This window comes from Microbacterium murale, assembly GCF_030815955.1.
Taxonomy (GTDB): domain Bacteria; phylum Actinomycetota; class Actinomycetes; order Actinomycetales; family Microbacteriaceae; genus Microbacterium; species Microbacterium murale_A.
The window spans coordinates 432686-454076 of sequence record NZ_JAUSXK010000001.1; the positions used below are offsets into that span (position 1 = coordinate 432686).

Below are 21391 nucleotides of genomic sequence, written 5' to 3' on the forward strand. Positions count from 1 at the left end.
ACCGGCGCGTCGATCAGCCGACGAGCGCCTCCGCGGTCCGCGACGCGGCGTACCCGACCAGCGGCAGAGCACGTTCCGCAGCGAGCGAGATGCGCGCCTGCAGGATCTCGGAGTTGATCACATACCCGTCGAAGTCGGTGTCGCTGGCGTAGACGCCGAGCGGAAGCGTGAGCGCCTGGAAGAACGCGAACAGCGGGCGCAGCTGATGCTCGATGATGAGCGCGTGGCGCTCTCCCCCGCCGGTCGCCGCGAGCAGAACGGGCTTGCCGACGAGCGCGTACTGGCCGACGAAGTCGAACAGATGCTTGAAGAGGCCGGTGAACGAGGCGCGGTAGACCGGGGAGCCGACGATGAGCAGGTCGGCCTGCTCGATCGCGACCAACTGCGCTTCGACGCTGGCCGGCAGGTGATCGCGCCGCAGAGCCCCGGCGAGCGCCGGGCCCACCGCGGTGAGTTCGATCATCTGGACCTCGACCTCCGCCCGCTCGGCGACGGCTGCGGCGATGGCTCGCAGAAGCGCGGTCGTCTTGCTGGGCTCGTGGAGCGAGCCGGAGACGGCGACGATGCGATAAGGAGCGGTCATGCCATAGAACGTACTCATGACGACGCCCCGTGGCGCAGGAAGCGACACGGGGCGTCATCTAATGCAACAGCGCGTCTCAGTCGAACTCGTTCGGGTGCGTGCCGACGCGGCCCGATCCGTCGAGCGGGTCGAGGCCGTCGATGGCCGCGATCTCGGCGTCGGTCAGCGTGAAGTCGAACACGTCGAGGTTCTCGCGCAGGCGCTCGGCACGCACCGACTTCGGGAACACGATGGTGCCCTTCTGCAGGTGCCAGCCCAGCACCACCTGCGCAGGTGTCTTGCCATGAGCGGCTGCCGCGTCGGCGACGGCCGGCGTACCGAACAGGTCGTACTTGCCCTGCCCGAGCGGACCCCAGGATTCGATGCGGATGCCGTGGTCAGCAGCCCATGCCACGGTCTCGCGCTGCTGGTACGCCGGGTGCAGTTCGATCTGGTCGACGGCCGGGGTCACACCGGTCTCGTTCACGACGCGCTCGAGGTGCTCGGCGAGGAAGTTCGAGACGCCGATGCTGCGCGTGAGTCCCGCATCCCGCAGCTCGATGAGCTTGGCGAACGCATGTACGTAGTTGTCCTTGCCGGGCGTCGGCCAGTGCACGAGGTACAGGTCGACATGCTCGAGGCCGAGCTTCTCGAGGCTCTCTGCGATCGCGGCGTTCGGCTCGTCGCCGTCGTGCCGGTCGTTCCAGAGCTTGGTTGTGATGAAGAGCTCGTCACGGGCGATCCCGCTCTTCGCGATCGCTGCGCCCACGCCTTCCTCGTTGCCGTAGATCGCCGCGGTGTCGATGTGCCGGTAGCCGATCTCGAGCGCCTCGCTGACAGTGCGTTCGGTGTCTGCCGGTGGCACCTTGAAGACGCCATAGCCGAGCTGAGGAATGGAGTTGCCATCGTTGAGGGTCACAGTGGGGATCGTCATGCGCCTAGCCTACGACCTGTGATGACAGGTCGCCTCTCGGCGCCTCACCGTCATACGATGGAGGGCTATGTCTTCTGCCGATCTCGTCATCACCTATCCCCCGGAGCTGCCCGTCAGCGCGGCCAGGGATGAGATCGCCGACGCCATCCGCGACAACCAGGTGGTCGTGGTCGCCGGCGCGACCGGATCAGGCAAGACCACCCAGCTTCCGAAGATCTGCCTCGAACTCGGCCGCACGAACATCGCGCACACCCAGCCGAGGCGGCTCGCCGCGCGCACGATCGCCGAGCGCGTCGCCGAGGAGCTGCAGGTCGAGCTCGGCGGCGTCGTCGGCTACAAGGTGCGCTTCACCGACAAGGTGTCGGATGCGACCAAGGTCGCCCTGATGACCGACGGCATCCTGCTCAACGAGATCCACCGCGACCGGTTGTTGCGCCGCTACGACACGATCATCATCGACGAGGCGCACGAACGCTCCCTCAACGTCGACTTCCTGCTCGGCTACCTCACGCGCATCCTTCCCGAGCGGCCCGACCTCAAGGTCATCATCACCTCGGCGACGATCGACCCGGCGAGCTTCGCGAAGCACTTCGCCACCCCTGGCGGCGAGCCGGCGCCGGTCATCGAGGTGTCAGGGCGCACCTACCCGGTCGAGATCCGGTACCGCGCACCCTCCGAGGACGAGAGCGAAGACGAGGTCTCAGCGATCGTCATCGCGCTGCGCGAACTCGATCGCGAGGCGCCGGGCGATGTCCTCGTGTTCCTCCCGGGAGAGGCCGAGATCCGGGATGCCGCGGATGCCGTGCGAGCGGCCTATGCGTCCAGCAAGGCACCGGTCGAAGTGCTTCCGTTGTACGGCAGACTGTCGGCCGCAGAGCAGCATCGTGTGTTCGAGCCGAGCCGCGTTACAGGGGTGCGACGCCGCGTCATCCTCGCCACCAACGTCGCCGAGACGAGCCTCACCGTCCCCGGCATCAAGTACGTCGTCGACACCGGCACCGCGCGCATCTCGCGCTACAGCAATCGCTCGAAGGTGCAGCGGCTGCCGATCGAGCCGATCTCGCAGGCATCAGCGAACCAGCGCTCCGGCCGTGCCGGCCGCACCAGCGACGGCATCGCGATCCGCCTCTACGGCGAAGACGACTTCGACAAGCGCGCGGAGTTCACCGAGCCCGAGGTGCTGCGCACGTCACTCGCCTCGGTAGTGCTGCAGATGCTGTCGCTCGGGTTCGGTGACATCTCGGCGTTCCCGTTCCTCACCCCGCCGGATTCCCGCGGCATCAAGGCGGCGTTCGACCTCCTCACCGAGCTGGGAGCGGTCGATCTGGGTCGCGACACCCCGCGACTCACCCGGGTGGGGCGCGATATCGCCCGGATGCCGATCGATCCGCGCTTCGCACGCATGCTGTTGGAGGCGCAGAAGAGCGGCGTCACAGACCCGGTGCTCGCGATCGTCGCCGGCCTCACCATCCAGGACGTCCGCGAGCGTCCTTCTCAGGAGGCGCCCCAGGCCGTGCGGGATGCCGCGGATCGGATGCACGCGCGCTTCACCGACCCGACGAGCGACTTCCTGGCGACCCTGAACCTGTGGAACCATCTTCGCGAGCAGCAGCGGAAGCTGGGCTCGAGCGCGTTCCGACGCCTCTGCCGCTCCGAGCATCTGAATTACGTGCGTGTGCGGGAGTGGTTCGACGTGCACCGCCAGTTGCGCTCACTGGTCAAGGCCGCACCGGCTTCGAAGAACGAGGGCGCGGCAGATCCCGACGCCATTCACCGCGCCCTGTTGTCCGGTCTGCTCTCCCAGATCGGCATCCTCGATGAACGCAACACCAAGACTCCGCCGAAGGGGCAGACGAAGAGCCAGAAGGATCCGAAACGCCGGATCGCCGAGTACCGAGGAGCACGCGGCATCCGCTTCTCGATCTTCCCCGGCTCCGGACTGCGCAAGCAGAGCCCGCAGGCCGTCATGGCCGCCGAGATCGTCGAGACCTCCCGCACCTTCGCGCGCACTGTCGCGGCGATCGACCCTGCCTGGGCGGAGTCGCTCGCCGGTGACCTCGCCAAGCGATCGGTGTCGGAACCGCACTGGTCGAAGGATGCCGGCGCCGCTGTCGCCTTCGAGAAGGTCACGCTGTTCGGGGTCGAGATCATCCCGCGCCGGCGCATCCAGTTCGCGCGAATCGATCGCGCTGCCTCCCGTGAACTCTTCGTGCGGCATGCACTCGTCGAGGGCGAGTGGGATCCGACCAGGCTCGACAAACGCGTCAGCGCGTTCTGGCGCAGCAACGGCGAACTCCGCAAGCGCCTCGAGAAGCTCGAGGAACGCGAACGCAGACGCGACATCCTCGCCGGCGACGAGGAGGTGTTCCGCTTCTACGACGAGCGGATCCCCGCCGAGGTGTTCGACGTGCGCTCTTTCGAGAGCTGGTGGCGCGAGACGCTGCAGAAGACGCCGAAGCTGCTCGTCATGCGCGAGCGCGACCTGATCGAAGACGAGGAGCGCGCGGACCAGAACGACTTCCCCACGCGCTGGACGCAGGGCGACCAGGTGCTCGGTCTCGCCTACCGGTTCGAGCCGGGAGCTGACGATGACGGCGTCAGCGTTGTCGTGCCTCTCGCTCTCCTCGCGCAGATCGAGAACCGCGGGTTCGACTGGCAGGTGCCCGGACTCCGCGCAGACCTCGTCACCGCGCTGCTGCGTGCACTGCCGAAGACCATTCGCCGGCACGTCGTGCCCGCCGCGGACTGGGCCGACAAGTTCGGTGAAACGCTCGCCCCTGAAGGGCCGGAGAACCACGGAGGGCTCCCCCAGCGCTCGCTGAAGGAAGCCCTGGCCAGGATGATCCAGCCGCTGGCGAATCAGCCGGTGTCGGCCGCCGACTTCGACGACGAGCGCGTTCCGGGACACCTGCGCATGAACTTCCGCGCGGTCGACGAGCGAGGCCGCGTCGCCGGATCCGCACGGGACCTCGGCGACCTGCAGCGCTCGCTCTCGGATCGCGCGAGAGCCAGCGTCGCGCGATCGATCTCACGTCCGGAACGAACCGGCGCGCGGCCGGGCACGGGTGCCGTCGCCGCGGCGTCCGCTGCCCCACAGGCACAGGCCAGGGGCGCGATCGAGCAGAACGGCCTCACCGGCTGGACGTTCGGCGACCTGCCGGAGGTGCTCGACACCAAAGTCGCCGGCGGCGTCGTGCGCGGATACCCGGCGATCATCGATCAGGGCAAGACGGTCTCGGTGCGCGTAGAGGCGACGGCGGATGCGGCGACAGCAGCCACTCGGGACGGCGTGCTGCGGCTCGTGCTGTTGAACGTGCCGTCTCCTGCGTCGTACGTGCAGCAGCACCTGACCGCGCAGGAGAAGCTCGCGCTGGCCGCGTCACCGTATTCGTCGGCCGCAGCGCTGATCGAAGACGCCAGGGCCGCCGTCGTGCGCGCGGCGCTGCCTGTGGACCCGATCCGCACCGAGGCCGAGTTCGTCCGAGCACGTGATGCCGTGAACAACACCCTCGTGGACCAGTTGTTCGCGACGGTCTCACTCGTCGCGCGCGTTCTCACGAAGTCCCGTGACGTAGAACGTGGCATCAAGACGGAGAACTCGCTCGCGCTGCTCGGTCCGTTGAACGACATCCGTTCGCAGCTCAGCGGGCTGCTGCATCCGGGGTTCATCTCGGCGACGGGCACCGAACGACTCGCTCACTTCCCCCGGTACCTCGATGGCATGCTCGATCGGCTGAAGATGCTGTCGAACGAACCGGGCAAGGATCGGGCACGGATGACCGAGTACGAGAGGGTCTCGAAGGCCTTCGAGGATGCCGGGGGCACGATCCCGCTCCCCACCGGCGCCGCCCCCGCACTCGTGGAGGTGCGCTGGCTGCTCGAGGAATACCGGATCAGCGTTTTCGCGCAGCGCCTCGGCACCGCACAGCCGGTGTCTCCGCAGCGCATAGCAAAGATCCTGCGAGAGAACTGACAACGGCGTCACGGAGCGTCACGCGAATTGGCGTTCGGCCCGCCGATCAGGTGGAATTGTCTCCTACCCTCCTTCTCTTCCCCCGAAAGGGGCCTTCAGCATTCCCATGATCACCATCGAGCACGTCAGCCGAGCCTTCGGCGGCACCCGCGCACTCGCAGATGTGTCGCTCGAGATCGGCCGCGGCCAGATCTTCGGCGTCGTCGGCCAGTCGGGGGCGGGCAAATCGACCCTGCTGCGCACCGTGAACGCGCTGGAGCGCCCTGATTCCGGCAGTGTCACTGTCGACGGCGTGCAGGTCTCGCACCTGACAGGGCAGGAGCTGCGCGCCGCGCGGCACGGAATCGGCATGGTGTTCCAGCATTTCAATCTGATCGGCAACCGCACCGTGGCGCAGAACGTCGAGTTCGCGCTGGAGGCCGTCGGTCGTGGCCGCGGCGACCGTGCGCAGGAGGCGCGGGAGATGCTCGATCTGGTGGGTCTCGCCGCGCGCGCCGACGCCTACCCTGCTCAGCTCTCCGGCGGTCAACGTCAGCGTGTCGGAATCGCCCGCGCGTTGGCGTCGCGTCCGAGCGTGCTGCTCTCGGACGAGGCCACCAGCGCGCTCGATCCGGACACCACGCGTCAGATCCTCGCGCTGATGCGGCGCCTCTCCGGCGAGCTGGGACTCACGATCATGCTGATCACGCATGAGATGGCGGTCGTGAAGCAGATCTGCGACGCCGCCGCGCTCCTCGAGCACGGCAAGATCATCGAGCAGGGCACCCTCACCGACCTGATCCGCACGCCAGGCAGCCGCCTCGCACGCGATCTGTTCCCGCTCGGCGAGGTGCCGGACATTCCCGGCTCCGTTGTCATCGATCTCACATTCGCCGGCGAGGAGGCGCAGAAGCCGACCATCGCGCTGCTCTCGCGTGCGCTGGACCTGGATGTCTCCATCCTCGGCGCCACGATCGAGAACATCGGCGGCGCACAGGCAGGACGCACGCGCCTCGCGTTGCCGGCCGATCCTGCGATCGTCGCCCGCGCGGAGGCGTTCCTCGCGGAGCACAGCGTCGCCGTCGAGGTGGTGAAGGCAGCATGATCGACTACACCTCCCCCGACTTCTGGCCGCAGCTCTTCGACACGATGCTCAAGGGCACGCTCGAGACGCTCTGGATGACGGGCGTGGCGATCCTGTTCACGATCATCGTCGGCCTCCCGCTCGGTATCGTCCTGGTCGGCACCGAGAAGGGGCGGTTCCTTTCCGCTCCCCTCGGCTCCCCAGCTCTCGGCGTCACCATCAACCGCGTCCTCGGATTCATCGTGAACCTCGGTCGTTCGGTGCCGTTCATTGTGCTGATGATCGCGTTGATACCGCTGACCCGCCTGCTGCTGGGCTCATTCATCGGCACGGGCCCCGCGATCTTCCCTCTCACCCTCATCGCGATCCCGTTCTTCGCCCGCGTGGTCGAGATCGCCGTCAAGGAGGTCGATTCGGGCCTGCTGGAAGCGGCGGACTCCATCGGCGCCACGCGCTGGCAGCTCGTCCGCCGCGTCATCCTCCCCGAGACGGCACCGGCGATCGTGCTCGGCATCGCAACCACGATCACTTCGATCATCAACTTCTCCGCGATGGTCGGCGTGGTCGGCGGTGGCGGACTCGGCAATGTCGCGCTCACGTACGGATTCCAGCGCTACAGCTGGGTGCACATCGTCGCCGTCGTCGTCGTGCTGTTCGTGATCGTGCTGCTCGTGCAGTGGGCATGCAATGCGCTCGCACGGTCACTCGACCATGCGAACAGGGCATCGCATGCCGCCGACGTCATCGGCGCCGACGCCTGACACCCTGCATCCCGTCCCCTCTGCATCCCTTCACACAGACATCAAAAGGAGCACCACCATGTCCTTCTCCTCCCTCGCCCGCGGCGTCGCCATCGTCGCAGCCGGTGCACTCGCGCTCGGCCTCACCGCCTGCGCCGGCTCCGCGCCCGCTCCCGCTGAGGACGGCTCGGAAGGACTCGGCACGCTGAAGGTCGGCGCGCTGCCCGTTCCCGCCGGCGACATCCTGAAGTGGGTCTCCGACAACCTCGCCGAGGATGCCGGACTCACGATCGAATGGCAGGAGTTCACCGACTACAACACTCCGAATCCTGCGCTCTCTGACGGTTCGGTCGACGCGAACCTGTTCCAGAACTCGACGTTCCTCGAGACGTACAACGAGCAGTCCGGCGACGATCTGATCTCGGTCGGCGAGATCTACCTCCCCGCCGCCGCGTTCTACAGCGAGAAGCTCGACAGCCTCGACGACCTCGACAAGGGCGCCACCATCGCGATCCCGAACGACCCGACGAACGAGGGACGCGCGCTGAAACTTCTCGCCGCCGAGGGCATCATCGAGATCTCAGACGGCGCCACCACGCTCGCCGAGATCACCGAGAACCCGAAGGATCTGCAATTCGTCGAGATCGAGAACGCGTCGCTCGCGCTGGCCCTTCCCGACAACGACGCCGCGTTCGTGACCGCGTCGTTCGCGATCCCGGCCGGGCTCTCCGAGGATCAGGCGATCCTGCTCGAGGGCACCGACAGCAAGTACTACAACATCCTCGCGACGCGCGCGGACATGAAGGATGACCCGCGCATCGAAGCTCTCGTCGAGCTGCTGAACGATGACCGCACCAAGGAGTACATCCTGGAGACCTGGAAGGGCCTGATCGTTCCGGTCGACTGACCTCTCTGCTGTGATGAAGCCCTCGCGCCGTTCGGTGCGGGGGCCTCGTCATTCCAGGTAGCCTGGCCGCATGGCTCGCGCGATCGTTCACACCGAAATCGGCTCCCCTGACGTCCTCCACCTCGTGGAGATCCCCGATCCTGTCGCCGGTTCCGGCGAGGTCGTGGTGAAGATCGAGGCGGCAGGCGTCAACCCGCTCGATGCGAAGCGACGCAGCGGCAAACGTCCCATGCCGCCCATCACCGAACCGCGTCGCGTCGGCTTGGACGGGGCGGGCGTGGTCGATTCCATCGGTGAAGGAGTGACGGAGTTCGCGGTCGGCGACCGAGTCGCGATCGGCGACACCGTCGGAACGTATGCGACGCACCTGGTCGTGCCCGTGGCGCACCTTTCACTCCTTCCGGATGCTGTCACCGCCGCGGAAGGCGCCGCTCTGAGCATCCCGGTGGGAACGGCGTATCAGTGCCTGCGCTCGCTGAGTGTCGGTGAAGGCGACACACTGCTGATCCACGCCGGATCCGGCGCGGTCGGGCAGGCCGCCATCCAGTTCGCGGTCGCGTGGGGCGCGACCGTGATCGCCACCGGTAGCCCCGCGCGTCACGAGCAGCTGCGCGAACTCGGCGCGATTCCCGTCGCATACGGCACCGGCCTTGCCGACCGCGTGCGCACGGCAGCACCGGATGGCGTGACTGTCGCGCTGGACTGCATCGGCACCGACGAGGCTGTCGAGGTGTCGAAGGAACTCGTCAGCGACCACGATCGCATCGCGACGATCGTCCGCGGGCCGGACGCCGCAGCCCTCGGCATCCGCGCCTTCAGTGGTGGTGCTCCCACTCCGCTGACGGAGCAGGAACTCGCGTGGCGTCACGAAGGCGTCGACGTCGCGATCGCCTTGATCGCGGCGGGCGATTTCCAGATCGAACTCGGTGCCGAACTACCTCTCTCGGAGGCGGCGCAGGCGCACGAGCTGATCGAGGCGCATGCCGCTCGAGGCAAGATCACGCTGGTGCCGTGACCTCTGTGCGCGTCGAGTCGGGCCGTGCTTCGCTCGCGGTGGAAGACACCGGTCCGCGCGATGGGACGACGGTGCTGCTGCTGCACGCCGGCGTGACGGACAAGCGCTCCTGGGCACCCCGTGGTGGATCGTCTGGGTACAGCCGTCCGTTGCATCCGCTACGACAGGCGAAGCTACGGCGAGACGGAGTACAGCCCTGAGGACGGCTGGTCACCTGTGGCTGACACCGTCGCCGTGTTGGATGCCTCTGAGGCGGACACGGTGATCGCGATCGGCAGCTCGATCGGCGGCAGGACAGCGATCGACCTCGCGCTGGCGCATCCGGAGCGCATCTCAGCGCTCGTGCTGATCGCCCCCGCGATCAGTGGTGCCCCTGAGCCGGAACTCGAACCCCTGGTCGAAGCGCTTGACGCCGAGATCGACGCCGCCGATGCAGTGGCGGATCTCGACGCCGTCAACCGGCTGGAAGCGCACCTCTGGTTTGACGGACCCGGGCACGAGGGGCGCGTGAACGGCCCCATCCGCGACCTCTTCCTGGATATGAACGCGCGCGCCATCTCCGCGATCGACCCCGGCACGTCGGGAGACGCATTGGACGCCTGGTCCCGACTCGACCGGATCACCGTACCGATCCTGTTCCTCGTCGGCAGCCTCGACCTGTTGCATATCCGCGAACGGGCACGCGAGGCTGCCGCTTCCGTTCAGAACGGGCAGTTCGTGGAGCTTCCCGATTCCGCTCACCTGCCGCATCTGGAGGGTTCGCCCTCGGCGCTGGACGCCATCGCGGAGTTCCTCGCGCTCCGCGGGTGATTCCGCCGCTCACGCGGCAGCGCGCGCCTCGTCCCGCAGACGTGCGCCCTCACGAAGCGCCGGCACCAGCTCACTACCCCAGTCGCGCACGTCGCCCAGCGGATCGAAGCCGCGGATGAGGAATCGCGTGACGCCGAGGTCGTAGTACTTCAGCAGAGCTTCTGCGACCTGTTCGGGCGTGCCCACCGGCGCGGTGGAATTGCCGGCTGGGCCGGTGAGGCGGGTGATCCCGGTCCACAGCCGCTCGTCGTGCACGTCGCCGCGTTTCGCGATCTGCTGCAGGCGATCGGCCGACACCGCGTTCCGCCTCCGGTTCACGCGATCGGGCGAAGGACAGTGTGTTGCCGTCCTTCTGCGCCGCGATCAGCTCTTCGGTCTCGGCGTAGATCCGGTCGGCCTTCGCCCACGCCGCCTCTTCGGTGTCGGCGACGATCGGTCGCGTCGAGAGGCTGAACTCGATCGTTCTGCCCTCTTTCGCGGCGGCAGCGCGGATCGTGCGGATGTGTTCCGCGACCTCGGCGAGCGGCTCGCCGAACAGCATGTAGACGTCGGCGTTCTTGGCCCCGACTTCGACCGCACCGCCTGAGAGACCGCCGAAGAAGATCGGGATCCCCGCATCCGTCGCCGGCTTCGCCGCCGAGTACGCACCTTCGAAACGGTAGAACTCGCCTTCGTGATCGAAGGGCTCGTCCTCGGTGAGCGTCTTGCGCAGCACGTCGATGAACTCGCCGGTGCGGCGGTAGCGGTCCTGCTTCTCGCTGTAGTCGCCGTCACGGCGCTGATCGGCCTCGCTGCCGCCGGTGATGTGGTGGATCGCCACCCTTCCACCACCGGTGAGATGGTCGAGCGTGGCGAGCTTGCGCGCGACGATCGTCGGCGGGACGAAGCCGGGGCGGTGCGCGATGAGCACCTTCAGTCGCTCTGTGGAGTGCAGCGCCGCGGACGCCACGGCGAAGCCGTCCGGCGAGCTCGCGCTGTATCCGATGAGCACTCGGTCGAATCCGGCGTCCTCGTGTGCACGCGAGAATTCGCGCACATAGGCGGGATCGACGACCGGTCCCGCGATCGCCTTCGACTCCGACCCGGCGGTCGTGGCGATCATTCCGAGAAGTTCGATGGGCATGTCAGAAGCTCCAGTGTTCAGGGACGGTTGGCGGATGGTGTGTGGATGAGGGGAACGGAGTCGATGAGGCGCCTGGTGTAGGGATGCTCCGGTTGCGCGACCACGCGCCTGGTCGGACCGTCTTCCACGATGCGTCCGCGGTTGAGCACCACGAGCCGATCGCTCATGGCCGCCAGCGAGCCGATGTCGTGCGAGATCACGAGCATCGCCAGGTCGCTCCCCCGTTGATCGCGCAGCGCGATCAACGCCTGCACGACGCGGTCCCGGCTTGCGGCGTCGAGCGCACTCACCGGTTCATCGAGCACGAGCAGCTGCGGCTCCACCACGAGAGCTCTGGCGATGGCAGCACGCTGTCGTTGCCCTCCTGAGAGACCGGACGGCAGCCGGGCGATGAGGTCTTCGTCGAGTCCGACGGCCTCGAGCGCCGCCGCGCGGCGACGGGCAGCATCCGCCGGCGGCACCTTGGCGATGCGCAAGCCCTCCACGATGGAGTCGGCGACTGCGACGCCAGGATCCAGTGAGCGCAGCGGATCCTGGAACACGTACTGCACTGCGCCGGAGCGGCGCCAGGCGCGCAGTGCTCCGCCGCGCAACTTGGTGACGTCGCGCCCTGCCACGTTCACGCGTCCCTCTGCGGGTGCGACTGCACGCAGCACCGTGCGCGCGAGAGTCGTCTTGCCCGATCCCGATTCGCCGACAACGCCGACGACCTCTCCGCGGCGCACGGTCAGGGAGATGTCGTCGAGCACTCTCACCTGACCGAAATCGACGGAGATCGAATCGAGGTGAAGAACGGAATCGACCGCGGGTTGAGACGTCATGCGAGATACCTCTCGAGTCCGTATGCGGCGTGCGCTGATAGCAGCTCGCGCGTGTAGGGGTGCCCCGGCGCCCGCAGCACACGGGAGGTCGCGCCGGCTTCGACGACGCGACCGTCGCGGAAGACCTGCACGCGTTCGCAGACCTGCGAGACGACCGCGAGATCATGCGAGACCAGGATGAGCGCGAGGTCGCGCTCGATCCGCAGCCGCTTCAGCAGATCGAGCAGCTCGGCCTGCACGGTGACATCCAGTGCGGTGGTCGCCTCATCAGCGATGAGCACCGCGGGGTCTGCGGCGAGCGCCATCGCGATGAGCACGCGCTGCAGCATCCCTCCGCTGAGCTGCGACACGCGCTGGCGCAGTACGAGATCGACCCTGCGGATGCCGAGGTCATCGAGCAGTTCGCGCGCACGCTCGCGCGTCTGCCTTCTCGGGATACCCGCTGTGATGCGCAACGTCTCCTCGAGCTGGGCGCCGACGGGAATCGCGGGATGCAGATACGACGCCGGATCCTGGAACACCGCCGCCACGTGCGTGCCCCGCAGGCTCCGCCACGTCTTCTCCGGCGCGTCGGTCAGGTCCTGGTCGCCGACACGAACCGTGCCACCGGTGATCGCCAGCCCAGGGGGAAGAATGCCGAGCAGGGCGCGACAGGTCAGCGTCTTGCCGCTGCCGGACTCTCCGACGATGCCCACGGCCTCCCCCGGTCGCACCTGAACCGAGACGCCGTGCACGAGTTCGGTTCCATCGGATGCCGTGATCACCAGGTTCTCCGCCGACGCCGCTGGCGCACGCACGAGCGAGCTCTCGTCGAACGACGGTGAGAATGTCGCTCGGACATCAGGCGATGAGGGCGCCTCCGATGCGGTCGTGGTTCGCAGATCAGACATGAGCGACCTCCTTCCGCGCGGCGCGTGCGGTCACGGCATCCGCTCCGAGCACGTCACGAGCCGCATCCGCGAGCAGGTTCAGTGCTCCGACCGTGATGATGATGGCGAGCGCCGGTGCCACCGGCCCGAGCGGACGCTGGCCGAGATACCCGAGATCGCTGGAGAGCATCCCGCCCCAGGTCGGTGCAGGCGGCTGAACTCCGATGCCGAGGAACGTGAGCGAAGCCACCGCGAGCAGCGCACCCCCGAGGGCCGACACCGACGCCACGACGAGGTTCGGGGCGACCTGCCGCCACACATGGCGGCGCAGCACCCACCACGCCGATCCACCGAGGAATGTGGCGGCCTCGACGTACTGGGAGTCGCGCACCCGGAGCGTTGCCGCACGCGCGATGCGGAAGAAACTCGGCGCGATCAGGATGCCGATCGCCAGTGTCGCCTGGAAGAGGCCGTTGCCGAGCAGAGCCGCGAACACGATGGCGAAGAGGATGAACGGCAGCGAGAGCAAAGCGTCGACGAGGCGCAGCGACAGCCACTCGCCGATCTTCGGCGCGAAAGCGCTGAGGGCTCCGGGCACGGCACCGATCACGAGCCCGATGAGAGCCGCGCCCAGAGCACTCAGCAGCGAGGCCGGTGCTCCTGCGAGCAGCCGGGAGAGCACATCGCGGCCGAGATAGTCGGTGCCGAACAGGTGTGCGAACGACGAGTCCTGAAGGGCATTCGCGGTGTCCTGCCCGAGCGGATCGTACGGCGCCAGCGCGGGACCGGCGACGGCGATCACGACGATTCCGAAGATGACGAGGATCGCGATGCGCACAGTCCATCCGGCGTCCCAGAGGCGAGCGAGGGCGTTCATGCGGCGCTCCGATCGGTGCCGCCGGTGCGGGCGATGATGAGGTTGATGATCACGCCGATGATGACGACCATGGCGATCGTGATGAGCAGCACACCCTGAACGACCGGAACGTCGCCCTGCAGCGCGGCGCGGTTCGCGAGCTGACCGAGGCCGGGCATCCCGAAGATCACCTCGGTGATGACGGCTCCACCGACCAGGCGCGGTGCGTGCACTCCGAGCACCGACAACGCCGGCGTCGACGCGATCGGAAGCGCGTGTCTGAGCACGATCCTCCCCGGCCCGAGGCCGTGTACACGCGCGCCGATGATGTAGTTCTCCTGCAGCGTGCCGACCAACGTCGTGCGAAGCTGACGGGCGATGTCGGCCCCTGCGTCCAGGCTCAGTGCGACCGACGGCAGCACCAGGCAGAGCATCCAGCCGCCCAAGTCTTTCTCGGGCGGCACATATCCGGCGACGGGGAAGATCGGGATCGCGTAGGCGAACAGCAGGATGAGCGCGATCGCCGCGACGAACGCCGGAACCGTCGCAGACACCGTGGTCAGCAGGGTCACCGCGCGGTCGACGATGCCTCCCCGGCTGACGGCCGCCAGGATTCCACCCGCGAACCCGAACAGCAGCGCGAGCAGGATCGCACCGCAGGCGATCGACAGACTCACCGGAAACGCCTGCGCGATGCTGTCGGCGACCGGGATGGTCGTGAACCAGCTCGCACCGAGATCGCCTGTGACAGCACCCGAGATCCAGTCGAGGTAACGCACGAGGAACGGCCGATCCAGCCCGAACACGTGGTTGAGCCGGTCGATGTCGGCCTGCGTGGCGACCTCACCCAGTGCGACCGCTGCGGGATTGGATCCACTCGCCGCACCGAGCGCGAAAGTGGCGAAGGTGGCGAGCACGAAGACCGTGATCGCCGTGCCGAGGGTGACCAGCACCGTGCGCAGCGCAGGCCGCACGCGGCGCACGCTCAGCACATCCTCGATCTCGGGCGCGAAGGGCGCCTCGGCGGTCACGGTCGTCGTCATGTCTCAGCCTTCGATCTTCACGTCTTCCCAGCGCTGCACGTCGAGCCAGTGCTGGATGCCGGTGACCTTGTCAGGGTGGATGAGGATGCGCGGCCAGCTGAACAGGAAGGTGTTCGGCTGCAGCTTCACACCGACCTCGACGGCATCCTGGATCGTCTCCGCGTATGCGGGGTCGTCCGTCGGCGTGGCGCGTGCCTTGTCGATGGCCGCCGTGAGTTCCTCCGGCGTCTCACGGCCGAGGTTCATCAGCCCTTCGGGTCCGTACAGCACTTCGAGCGCCTGCAGTGGCGACTGACGCCCCGAGTAGCTGTCGAGCACGAACGGGAACGTGCGCTGCACATAGTTCTGCGAGATCGCGGCTGCCGCCTGCACGTTCAGCGTGACGCGGATTCCGGCGTCTGCCCACTGCGCCTGCAGCAGTTCGGCGAGCGCGGTGTCGTCCTCGCCGAGAGTGAGGGTGATGTCGATCCCATCGGGGTGGCCTGCTTCGGCGAGGAGGTCCTCGGCCGCCTCGACATCGTACGGATACAGGTCGTCCAGCTCGTCGCTGTGCGCCACATAACCATCGGGGAACGGCTGCCAGTTCGCGGTGCCGTGACCGAAGTATGTGGAGTCGATCAGCGCCTGACGATCGGTGGCATGGCTGATCGCCTGCAGGACGCGCTGATCGTCGAACGGCGCCACAGTGCCGTTCACATCCAGAGCCCGAACGGTGAGAGCCTTGATCTCCTCGACGTCGAGGCCGGCCGATTCCGCCGCCTCTGCCTGCGACGCCGGAATGATCGCGACGTCCCACTGGCCGGTGTTCACGCCGGCGACAGCCGTCGCATCGTCTGCGACCGGTACGACGGAGAAGTCGTCGATGAAGATGTGGTCGGCGTTCCAGTACTCGTCGTTCTTCTCCAGCGTCGCGTGCGCATTGGGCACGTACTCGGTCAATGCGAACGGGCCGGCGCCTTCGGGCTGCGTGGCGAGCGTGGTGACGTCATCGAAGGCCGCGGGGTTCACGATGAACCCGGTCTTGCCTGCGAAGAGGTAGGGCACCTGGTAGTCGGCTTGATCGAGGTTCACCGTGACGGTGTGATCGTCGACGGCATCCACCGAAGTGACGATCCGCAACTGCCCCGCGAGAGTGGAGTTCTCCTGATCGCGCCCCCGCTCGAGATTGAGCTTCACTGCCTCAGCGGTCACCGGTGTCCCGTCGCTGAACGCCGCGTCCTCACGCAGGTGGAACGTGATGGCGGTTCCGTCCGCGTTGTACTCCCATGTCTCGGCCAGTCCGGGCACCGGCTCGCCCTCGGTGTCGAGCTGCGTCAGCCCGTCGTACACGAGGGCCAGCGCGTGGGTGTCCCAACCTGCTGTCGAGGTCACCGGGTCCCAGCTGGTGGGCAACCGCCACCCCCAGGTGAGGGAGGTCGCGTCGGCGCTCTCCCCTGCCGGCGCCTGCGCCGCAGCGCAACCGGTGAAGGCGAGGGCAGAGGCAGTGAGCACGGCGAGTGACGCGAGTCTGTGTCGTGAGGTCATGGGTGTGAAGCTAGAAGGTGCCACTCCTCACCGCCAGAATGGGTGATGCAGGGCGACACAGACTGCAACAGTTCGACACATCCATATCGTGGCGGGGCAGGCTGCACTCAATATGGACGCATGACCACGAGCTCCCCTGCTGCCCTCTGGACGCCGCCCGCCCGCGTGAGGGGCATCCTCGCCGTCGTCACGGGTCGCGGCGAGCGTGCACCCGTGTACGAGCGGTTCGGGAGGCGCCTCAGCGCCGACGGTTATACGGTGGGCGTGTTCGAAGCGGATGCCGATGCCGCCGCCGCGTGGCTCGCCGGTGTCGACGACGTACCGGTGGTGCTGGTCGGCTCCGACACCGGAGCCGCCGCCGTACTGCGAGTGCTCTCACAGGGCGAGACACCGGACGGTGCGATCATCGCCGGCACCCCGGTCGACGTCGACGGCGCCGCCCAGCCTGCCGACGAGGAGCGTACGGCCTGCCCTCTGCACCTCGGTGTACTCGGCTCGCTCGAGGCGCGCACCTCCGACTTCGCCGTCGAGCACGTCCCGGCGTCCGCCGACCTCGCGGCCATCGCGGTGCCAGTGCTGGCGTTCCACGGATCAGCCGATGCCGTCTCGCCGATCGCCGAAGCCGGCGCGCTGCTGAGCGCTGTACCGGACATCGAACTGCTCGAGACCGTCGACGGCCTGCACGATGCGCTGAACGACCAGTCGCACCGCAGCGTCGCAGCATCCATCGTGCTGTGGCTGGAGCGCCTGCGCAACGGAGATGTGCGCGCGCCCGTCGTGCGTGACGCAGCGGGGGTGCCCGCCGCATGACTGCTTTCTCAACACAGCAGGTGCAGGCCGGATACACCCCTGGCATCCCGCAGAACAGTGCTGTGCCGCCGATCTACCAGACCGCCGCATACGAGTTCGCCTCGCTGGCCGATGCCGCTGATCTGTTCGCCTTGCGCCGGGCCGGCAACCTGTACAGCCGCAACGCCAGCCCCACCCAGCAGGTTCTGGAGGAGCGGGTCGCCGCGCTCGAGGGCGGAGCATCCGCCGTCGCGGTCGCGTCGGGGCAGGCAGCCGTGGCCGTCACGCTGATGGCGCTCGCCGGCCGTGGCGGCCATATCGTCTCCGCCAGTCAGCTGTACGGCGGCACCGTCGACCTCTTCCAGGACACCTTCGACGATTTCGGCATCCCCGTGACATTCGTCGACCAGGACGACGCGGACGCGTGGCGGGCCGCTATCCGTCCCGATACGCGCGCCCTGTTCGCAGAATCCGTCGCCAACCCGATCGCCCAGGTGCTCGACTTCCGCCTCGTCGCCGACATCGCGCATGAGGCGGGTGTTCCGCTCGTCATCGACAACACGGTCGGCACGCCGTACCTCATCCGGCCCGGCGAACACGGCGCGGACTTCGTCGTGCACTCGGCGACCAAGTTCCTGTCCGGTCACGGCACCTCGCTCGGCGGAGTCGTCGTCGATCAGGGCTCATTCGACTTCGGCGCACAGCCTGAGCGCTGGCCGCAGTTCACCGCGCCGTATCCGCGGTTCGGTGAGCTCGTGCTGTGGGAGCGCTTCGGCATCGGTCAGGCTTTCGCCGCGCTCGTCAAATCCAAGTACGTGCACGACCTCGGACCGTCGCTTTCGCCGTTCAACGCCTGGCAGATCCTGCAGGGCATCGAGACGCTCGATCTTCGGGTGTCCCGCCAGAGCGCGACCGCACTGGCTCTCGCTGAGCATCTGGCGGCGCACCCGAAGGTCGCTGCCGTCCACCACCCGGGGCTCGAAGGCAACCGCTGGCATGCGCTCGCCGAACGCTACCTGCCCCGCGGAGCGCCGTCCGTGTTCTCGATCGACCTTCGTGGAGCGGAGGATGCAGAGGCCCAGGCGCGCATCGCACGCGTGGTCGACTCTCTCGAGGTCTTCCGTCTGGTCGCCAACATCGGCGACGCACGCAGTCTCGTCTCGCACCCGGCATCCATGACGCACTCGCATCTGAATGCCGAACAGCGCGCCGCGGCCGGCATCTCGTGGAACACGATCCGCCTGAGTGCGGGGTTGGAAGACTCAGCCGACCTCATCGCAGCCCTCGACCGCGCGCTCGCGCGCTTATGACTGGAGCATCATGAGCATCAACCTCGGATACTGGACGCCTGTCTATGGCGGATTCCTGCGCAACGTCACCGACGAGGGCCGAATGGCAGCCACGTGGGAGCACATCCGCGAGGTGTCGGTGAAGGCCGACCGCCTCGGCTTCCACACCACGCTCGTCCCAGAGCTCTATCTCAACGACCGCAAGGGCGTCGAGGCGCCCAGTTTGGAGGCGTGGTCGTTGTCGGCGGCGATCCTCGCGGTCACCGACCGTCTGCGCGTGATGACGGCTGTACGCCCCGGTTTCCATCTTCCCGCCGTACTCGCGAAGACGGTCAGCACGCTCGACAGCATCGCCCCAGGTCGCGTGTCCCTCAACGTCGTGGCGGCGTGGTGGGCCGAAGAAGCGCGGCAATTCGGCGGGAACTTCCCCGCGCACGACGAGCGCTACACACAGGCGAAGGAGTTCGTCGATGTGCTCAACGGGCTCTGGGAACAGACTCCGTTCTCCTACGCGGGTGATCACTACGAGTTCGAGGGCACGATCGTCGAGCCCAAGCCGTCCAGCCATCCTGTCGTGTTCGCCGGCGGTGAGAGCGACGCCGGCCGTGAGGCGATCGCCGACTTCGCCGACGCCTACGTCATGCACGGCGGCACGCTCGATGAGGTGCGCAGCAACGTCGCCGACATGAATGCCAGGTCCGAGCGGATCCATGGCCGGCCGATCGCCGAGTTCGGGATGCCGGCATATGTGATCGTCCGCGACACCGAGGCAGAGGCGCAGCGCGAACTCGACCGGATCACGACGGTGGACCCCGACTCCCCCGGATACGCTTCCTTCGAGGAGTTCAAACGCCACTCGAACCTCTCGCTCGAGGTCAGCCGCCGCGAGTACTCCGTGGGCACGCGCGGACTGCGCCCGAACCTCGTCGGCACGGCCGAGCAGGTCGCCGAGCGCATCAACGACTACGCCGAGGCCGGCATCACGCTGCTGCTGATTCAGGCATCGCCGTTGGACGAGGAGCTCGAGCGCATCGCCGAGCAGGTCTTCCCGCTCGTACCGCAGGAGGCACTCGCAACTGCTCTACGCTGAGAGCATGACTGGTCTTCGCTGGGGAATCCTCGCAACCGGCGGCATCGCGTCCGCATTCGCCTCCGATCTGCGCACTGCGGGGCTCGATCTCGTCGCCGTCGGGTCGCGCTCGCAGTCGTCGGCCGACGCTTTCGCCGCGAAGTTCGACATCCCGCACGCTCACGCGTCGTACGAGGCCCTCGTCGCGGATCCGGACGTCGACATCATCTACGTCTCCACGCCGCATCCGATGCACCATGCCGGCGCGAAGCTCGCCCTCGAGAACGGCAAGCACGTGCTGGTGGAGAAGTCCTTCACGGTCAACCGCGCCGAGGCGGAGGATCTGCAGCGCATCGCGGTCGAGCGCGGCCTGCTGGCGATGGAGGCGATGTGGACGCGCTATCTGCCGCATATGGTGCGCATCCGCGAGATTCTGGCGGAAGGGTCCCTCGGCGAGGTCCGGGCAGTGTCGGCGGATCACACGCAGCGCATCACCGATGACCCCACCCACAGGCTGAACGCCCTGGAGCTCGGCGGAGGCGCGCTTCTCGACCTCGGCATCTACCCGATCTCGTTCATCTGGGACGTTCTCGGCGCCCCGTCCAGCATCCAGGCGACAGCGCGACTCATGCAGACCGGTGCCGACTCCGAGGTCGCCACGATCATGACGCATGAGGGCGGTGCGGTCTCGACCAGCCTCTCGTCCTCCAGGGCTGCCGGCCCGAATGCCGCGTCGGTCATCGGCACCGAGGCGCGGATCGACATCGACCGCGTCTGGTACACGCCGACGACCTTCCGCGTGATCGGCCCGGACGGCACGGTGCGCGAGGAATACACCTCGGACGTCGAAGGCCGCGGCATGCAGTACCAGGCGTTCGCCGCCGAACGACTGGTGAGCGAGGGCAACTTCGCCGGAGACATCCTGCCGATTGCGGAGAGCGTCGCCATCATGGGCGCGCTCGACGAGATCCGCGCCCAGATCGGCGTCCGCTACCCCACGGAGGAGCGCAACGATGGCTGATACCCAAGACCCCCGCGTCGCGGTCTATCTGGACTTCGACAACATCGTCATCTCCTGGTATGACCGCGTCCACGGCAGGAACGCCTACGGCAAGGATCGCCAGCGCATCGCCGAGAACCCCCACGATCCCGAGGTCGTCGAACGGCTGAAAGCCGCGATGATCGAGGTCGGCGCGATCATCGACTACGCCGCCTCATTCGGCACATTGGTGCTCACGCGCGCCTACGCCGACTGGTCGTCGCCCGTGAACGCCGAGTACCGCTCACAGCTCGTCGCGCGCGCGGTGGACCTCGTGCAGCTGTTCCCCGCTGCGGCGTACGCGAAGAACGGCGCCGACATCCGTCTCGCCGTGGATGCCGTGGAAGACATGTTCCGCCTCTCCGACCTCACCCACGTGGTGCTCGTCGCCGGGGACAGCGACTATGTGCCACTTGCGCAGCGCTGCAAGCGCCTGGGACGCTACGTGATCGGCGTCGGGGTGGCCGGGTCCACCGCGAAGTCACTGGCCGCGGCATGCGATGAGTTCGAGTCCTACGACTCGTTGCCCGGTGTGGTGCGCCCGGCGGCGAAGAAGGTCGTGACGCGGGCAGAGCCCGTTGCCGAGGCCCCGAAGGCCGATGCCGACGTGGACGCTGAGGCAGAAGCCCCCGCGAAGGCGAAGACTCCTCGGACGCGTGCGAAGAAGACGACCAAGCCGGCAGAGCCGGAGGCGACCGCCGAGCACGAGCCGACGACGCTCACCGAGCAGGACGAGGCGACCCTGCTGCTGGAACGCGCGCTGCGCCTCGGGCACGACAAGGCCGATGCCGACGAGTGGCTGCACAGTTCGGCCGTGAAGACGCACATGCGACGCATGGATCCGTCCTTCAGTGAGAAGGCGCTCGGCTACCGGTCGTTCTCCGACTTCCTGAAGTCGCGCGACCAGATCACCGAACTCGAGGAGACAGGGCACGAGCGACTGGTGCGTCTGCGCGAGCTCTGAG

20 protein-coding genes and 1 pseudogene are annotated in these 21391 nt (G+C 67.6%); 12 read left to right on the plus strand and 9 right to left on the minus strand.

Going from position 1 to position 21391, the window contains the following annotated elements; all coding sequences use genetic code 11:
- Window positions 1-13 precede the first annotated feature (13 nt).
- Window positions 14-583 carry an FMN reductase gene (gene msuE / locus QFZ46_RS02155; protein ID WP_307357838.1) on the minus strand — a complete coding sequence of 190 codons (570 nt, stop codon included), beginning with the start codon at window positions 581-583 and terminating at the stop codon, window positions 14-16.
- Window positions 584-659: 76 nt separating this feature from the next.
- Entirely contained in the window at window positions 660-1496 is an 837-nt protein-coding gene (locus QFZ46_RS02160) for an aldo/keto reductase (RefSeq protein ID WP_307357840.1), read from the minus strand.
- A gap of 67 nt (window positions 1497-1563) precedes the next feature.
- Between QFZ46_RS02160 and hrpA the strand changes: the two genes are divergently transcribed.
- The 7 genes from hrpA to QFZ46_RS02195 all read left to right on the plus strand — a co-directional run bounded on the left by hrpA (window position 1564) and on the right by QFZ46_RS02195 (window position 10004).
- Window positions 1564-5469: an ATP-dependent RNA helicase HrpA gene (gene hrpA / locus QFZ46_RS02165; RefSeq protein ID WP_307357842.1), complete on the plus strand. Its 3906-nt coding sequence runs from the start codon at window positions 1564-1566 to the stop codon at window positions 5467-5469.
- Window positions 5470-5575: 106 nt separating this feature from the next.
- Window positions 5576-6553, plus strand: coding sequence for a methionine ABC transporter ATP-binding protein (locus QFZ46_RS02170; protein ID WP_307357844.1), 978 nt, complete (start codon window positions 5576-5578; stop codon window positions 6551-6553).
- Window positions 6550-7293 carry a methionine ABC transporter permease gene (locus QFZ46_RS02175; RefSeq protein ID WP_307357846.1) on the plus strand — a complete coding sequence of 248 codons (744 nt, stop codon included), beginning with the start codon at window positions 6550-6552 and terminating at the stop codon, window positions 7291-7293. Before QFZ46_RS02170 ends, QFZ46_RS02175 begins: the two co-directional genes overlap by 4 nt.
- A gap of 58 nt (window positions 7294-7351) precedes the next feature.
- Window positions 7352-8179, plus strand: a complete 828-nt coding sequence (locus QFZ46_RS02180) for a MetQ/NlpA family ABC transporter substrate-binding protein (protein WP_307357848.1) — start codon at window positions 7352-7354, stop codon at window positions 8177-8179.
- 70 nt (window positions 8180-8249) lie between these two features.
- Complete coding sequence (locus tag QFZ46_RS02185; protein WP_307357851.1) at window positions 8250-9194, plus strand: quinone oxidoreductase family protein; 945 nt, start codon at window positions 8250-8252, stop codon at window positions 9192-9194.
- Window positions 9191-9394 carry a hypothetical protein gene (locus QFZ46_RS02190; protein ID WP_307364710.1) on the plus strand — a complete coding sequence of 68 codons (204 nt, stop codon included), beginning with the start codon at window positions 9191-9193 and terminating at the stop codon, window positions 9392-9394. The genes QFZ46_RS02185 and QFZ46_RS02190 overlap by 4 nt, the downstream gene beginning before the upstream one ends.
- Entirely contained in the window at window positions 9318-10004 is a 687-nt protein-coding gene (locus tag QFZ46_RS02195; RefSeq protein ID WP_307357852.1) for an alpha/beta fold hydrolase, read from the plus strand. Before QFZ46_RS02190 ends, QFZ46_RS02195 begins: the two co-directional genes overlap by 77 nt.
- A gap of 9 nt (window positions 10005-10013) precedes the next feature.
- Here QFZ46_RS02195 and QFZ46_RS19995 read toward each other — a convergent pair whose 3' ends face one another.
- The 7 genes and pseudogenes from QFZ46_RS19995 to QFZ46_RS02225 all read right to left on the minus strand — a co-directional run bounded on the left by QFZ46_RS19995 (window position 10014) and on the right by QFZ46_RS02225 (window position 16240).
- Window positions 10014-10322, minus strand: a complete 309-nt coding sequence (locus tag QFZ46_RS19995; RefSeq protein WP_373457631.1) for an LLM class flavin-dependent oxidoreductase — start codon at window positions 10320-10322, stop codon at window positions 10014-10016.
- A pseudogene (locus QFZ46_RS02200) lies at window positions 10318-11127 on the minus strand (LLM class flavin-dependent oxidoreductase); the annotation flags it as partial. The pseudogene QFZ46_RS02200 and the gene QFZ46_RS19995, both read right to left, overlap by 5 nt.
- A 17-nt stretch (window positions 11128-11144) precedes the next feature.
- A complete protein-coding gene (locus QFZ46_RS02205) occupies window positions 11145-11948 on the minus strand; it encodes an ATP-binding cassette domain-containing protein (RefSeq protein ID WP_307357856.1) in 804 nt (267 codons plus the stop codon).
- On the minus strand, window positions 11945-12838 hold the full coding sequence (locus tag QFZ46_RS02210; protein ID WP_307357858.1) for an ABC transporter ATP-binding protein: 894 nt from the start codon (window positions 12836-12838) through the stop codon (window positions 11945-11947). Before QFZ46_RS02210 ends, QFZ46_RS02205 begins: the two co-directional genes overlap by 4 nt.
- The gene (locus tag QFZ46_RS02215; protein ID WP_307357860.1) at window positions 12831-13694 is read right to left on the minus strand and encodes an ABC transporter permease; all 864 of its coding nucleotides are present in this window, start codon (window positions 13692-13694) and stop codon (window positions 12831-12833) included. Before QFZ46_RS02215 ends, QFZ46_RS02210 begins: the two co-directional genes overlap by 8 nt.
- Window positions 13691-14716, minus strand: coding sequence for an ABC transporter permease (locus QFZ46_RS02220; RefSeq protein ID WP_307357863.1), 1026 nt, complete (start codon window positions 14714-14716; stop codon window positions 13691-13693). The genes QFZ46_RS02215 and QFZ46_RS02220 overlap by 4 nt, the downstream gene beginning before the upstream one ends.
- 3 nt (window positions 14717-14719) lie before the next feature.
- Window positions 14720-16240: an ABC transporter substrate-binding protein gene (locus tag QFZ46_RS02225; RefSeq protein ID WP_307357865.1), complete on the minus strand. Its 1521-nt coding sequence runs from the start codon at window positions 16238-16240 to the stop codon at window positions 14720-14722.
- 120 nt (window positions 16241-16360) lie between these two features.
- On the opposite strand from QFZ46_RS02225, the gene QFZ46_RS02230 reads away from it, so the two are divergent.
- Genes QFZ46_RS02230 through QFZ46_RS02250 form a run of 5 tightly spaced genes read left to right on the plus strand, consistent with a single transcriptional unit; the run spans window position 16361 to window position 21390 of the window.
- Complete coding sequence (locus QFZ46_RS02230; RefSeq protein WP_307357867.1) at window positions 16361-17050, plus strand: alpha/beta hydrolase; 690 nt, start codon at window positions 16361-16363, stop codon at window positions 17048-17050.
- Entirely contained in the window at window positions 17047-18339 is a 1293-nt protein-coding gene (locus QFZ46_RS02235) for an O-acetylhomoserine aminocarboxypropyltransferase/cysteine synthase family protein (RefSeq protein ID WP_307357870.1), read from the plus strand. Before QFZ46_RS02230 ends, QFZ46_RS02235 begins: the two co-directional genes overlap by 4 nt.
- Before the next feature lie 10 nt (window positions 18340-18349).
- On the plus strand, window positions 18350-19408 hold the full coding sequence (locus QFZ46_RS02240) for an LLM class flavin-dependent oxidoreductase (RefSeq protein WP_307357872.1): 1059 nt from the start codon (window positions 18350-18352) through the stop codon (window positions 19406-19408).
- Between the two features lie 4 nt (window positions 19409-19412).
- Entirely contained in the window at window positions 19413-20408 is a 996-nt protein-coding gene (locus QFZ46_RS02245; RefSeq protein ID WP_307357874.1) for a Gfo/Idh/MocA family protein, read from the plus strand.
- Window positions 20401-21390 (plus strand): NYN domain-containing protein, encoded by a 990-nt coding sequence (locus QFZ46_RS02250; protein WP_307357877.1) that lies wholly within the window; start codon window positions 20401-20403, stop codon window positions 21388-21390. The genes QFZ46_RS02245 and QFZ46_RS02250 overlap by 8 nt, the downstream gene beginning before the upstream one ends.
- The last annotated feature ends 1 nt before the right edge of the window (window position 21391 follow it).

Excerpts from the sequence above, each read along its gene's own strand:
- msuE (WP_307357838.1), bottom strand. The coding sequence starts at position 583 with ATGACCGCTCCTTATCGCATCGTCGCCGTCTCCGGCTCGCTCCACGAG.
- QFZ46_RS02160 (WP_307357840.1), bottom strand. The coding sequence starts at position 1,496 with ATGACGATCCCCACTGTGACCCTCAACGATGGCAACTCCATTCCTCAG.
- hrpA (WP_307357842.1), top strand. The coding sequence starts at position 1,564 with ATGTCTTCTGCCGATCTCGTCATCACCTATCCCCCGGAGCTGCCCGTC.
- QFZ46_RS02170 (WP_307357844.1), top strand. The coding sequence starts at position 5,576 with ATGATCACCATCGAGCACGTCAGCCGAGCCTTCGGCGGCACCCGCGCA.
- QFZ46_RS02175 (WP_307357846.1), top strand. The coding sequence starts at position 6,550 with ATGATCGACTACACCTCCCCCGACTTCTGGCCGCAGCTCTTCGACACG.
- QFZ46_RS02180 (WP_307357848.1), top strand. The coding sequence starts at position 7,352 with ATGTCCTTCTCCTCCCTCGCCCGCGGCGTCGCCATCGTCGCAGCCGGT.
- QFZ46_RS02185 (WP_307357851.1), top strand. The coding sequence starts at position 8,250 with ATGGCTCGCGCGATCGTTCACACCGAAATCGGCTCCCCTGACGTCCTC.
- QFZ46_RS02205 (WP_307357856.1), bottom strand. The coding sequence starts at position 11,948 with ATGACGTCTCAACCCGCGGTCGATTCCGTTCTTCACCTCGATTCGATC.
- QFZ46_RS02210 (WP_307357858.1), bottom strand. The coding sequence starts at position 12,838 with ATGTCTGATCTGCGAACCACGACCGCATCGGAGGCGCCCTCATCGCCT.
- QFZ46_RS02215 (WP_307357860.1), bottom strand. The coding sequence starts at position 13,694 with ATGAACGCCCTCGCTCGCCTCTGGGACGCCGGATGGACTGTGCGCATC.
- QFZ46_RS02220 (WP_307357863.1), bottom strand. The coding sequence starts at position 14,716 with ATGACGACGACCGTGACCGCCGAGGCGCCCTTCGCGCCCGAGATCGAG.
- QFZ46_RS02225 (WP_307357865.1), bottom strand. The coding sequence starts at position 16,240 with ATGACCTCACGACACAGACTCGCGTCACTCGCCGTGCTCACTGCCTCT.
- QFZ46_RS02230 (WP_307357867.1), top strand. The coding sequence starts at position 16,361 with ATGACCACGAGCTCCCCTGCTGCCCTCTGGACGCCGCCCGCCCGCGTG.
- QFZ46_RS02235 (WP_307357870.1), top strand. The coding sequence starts at position 17,047 with ATGACTGCTTTCTCAACACAGCAGGTGCAGGCCGGATACACCCCTGGC.
- QFZ46_RS02240 (WP_307357872.1), top strand. The coding sequence starts at position 18,350 with ATGAGCATCAACCTCGGATACTGGACGCCTGTCTATGGCGGATTCCTG.
- QFZ46_RS02245 (WP_307357874.1), top strand. The coding sequence starts at position 19,413 with ATGACTGGTCTTCGCTGGGGAATCCTCGCAACCGGCGGCATCGCGTCC.
- QFZ46_RS02250 (WP_307357877.1), top strand. The coding sequence starts at position 20,401 with ATGGCTGATACCCAAGACCCCCGCGTCGCGGTCTATCTGGACTTCGAC.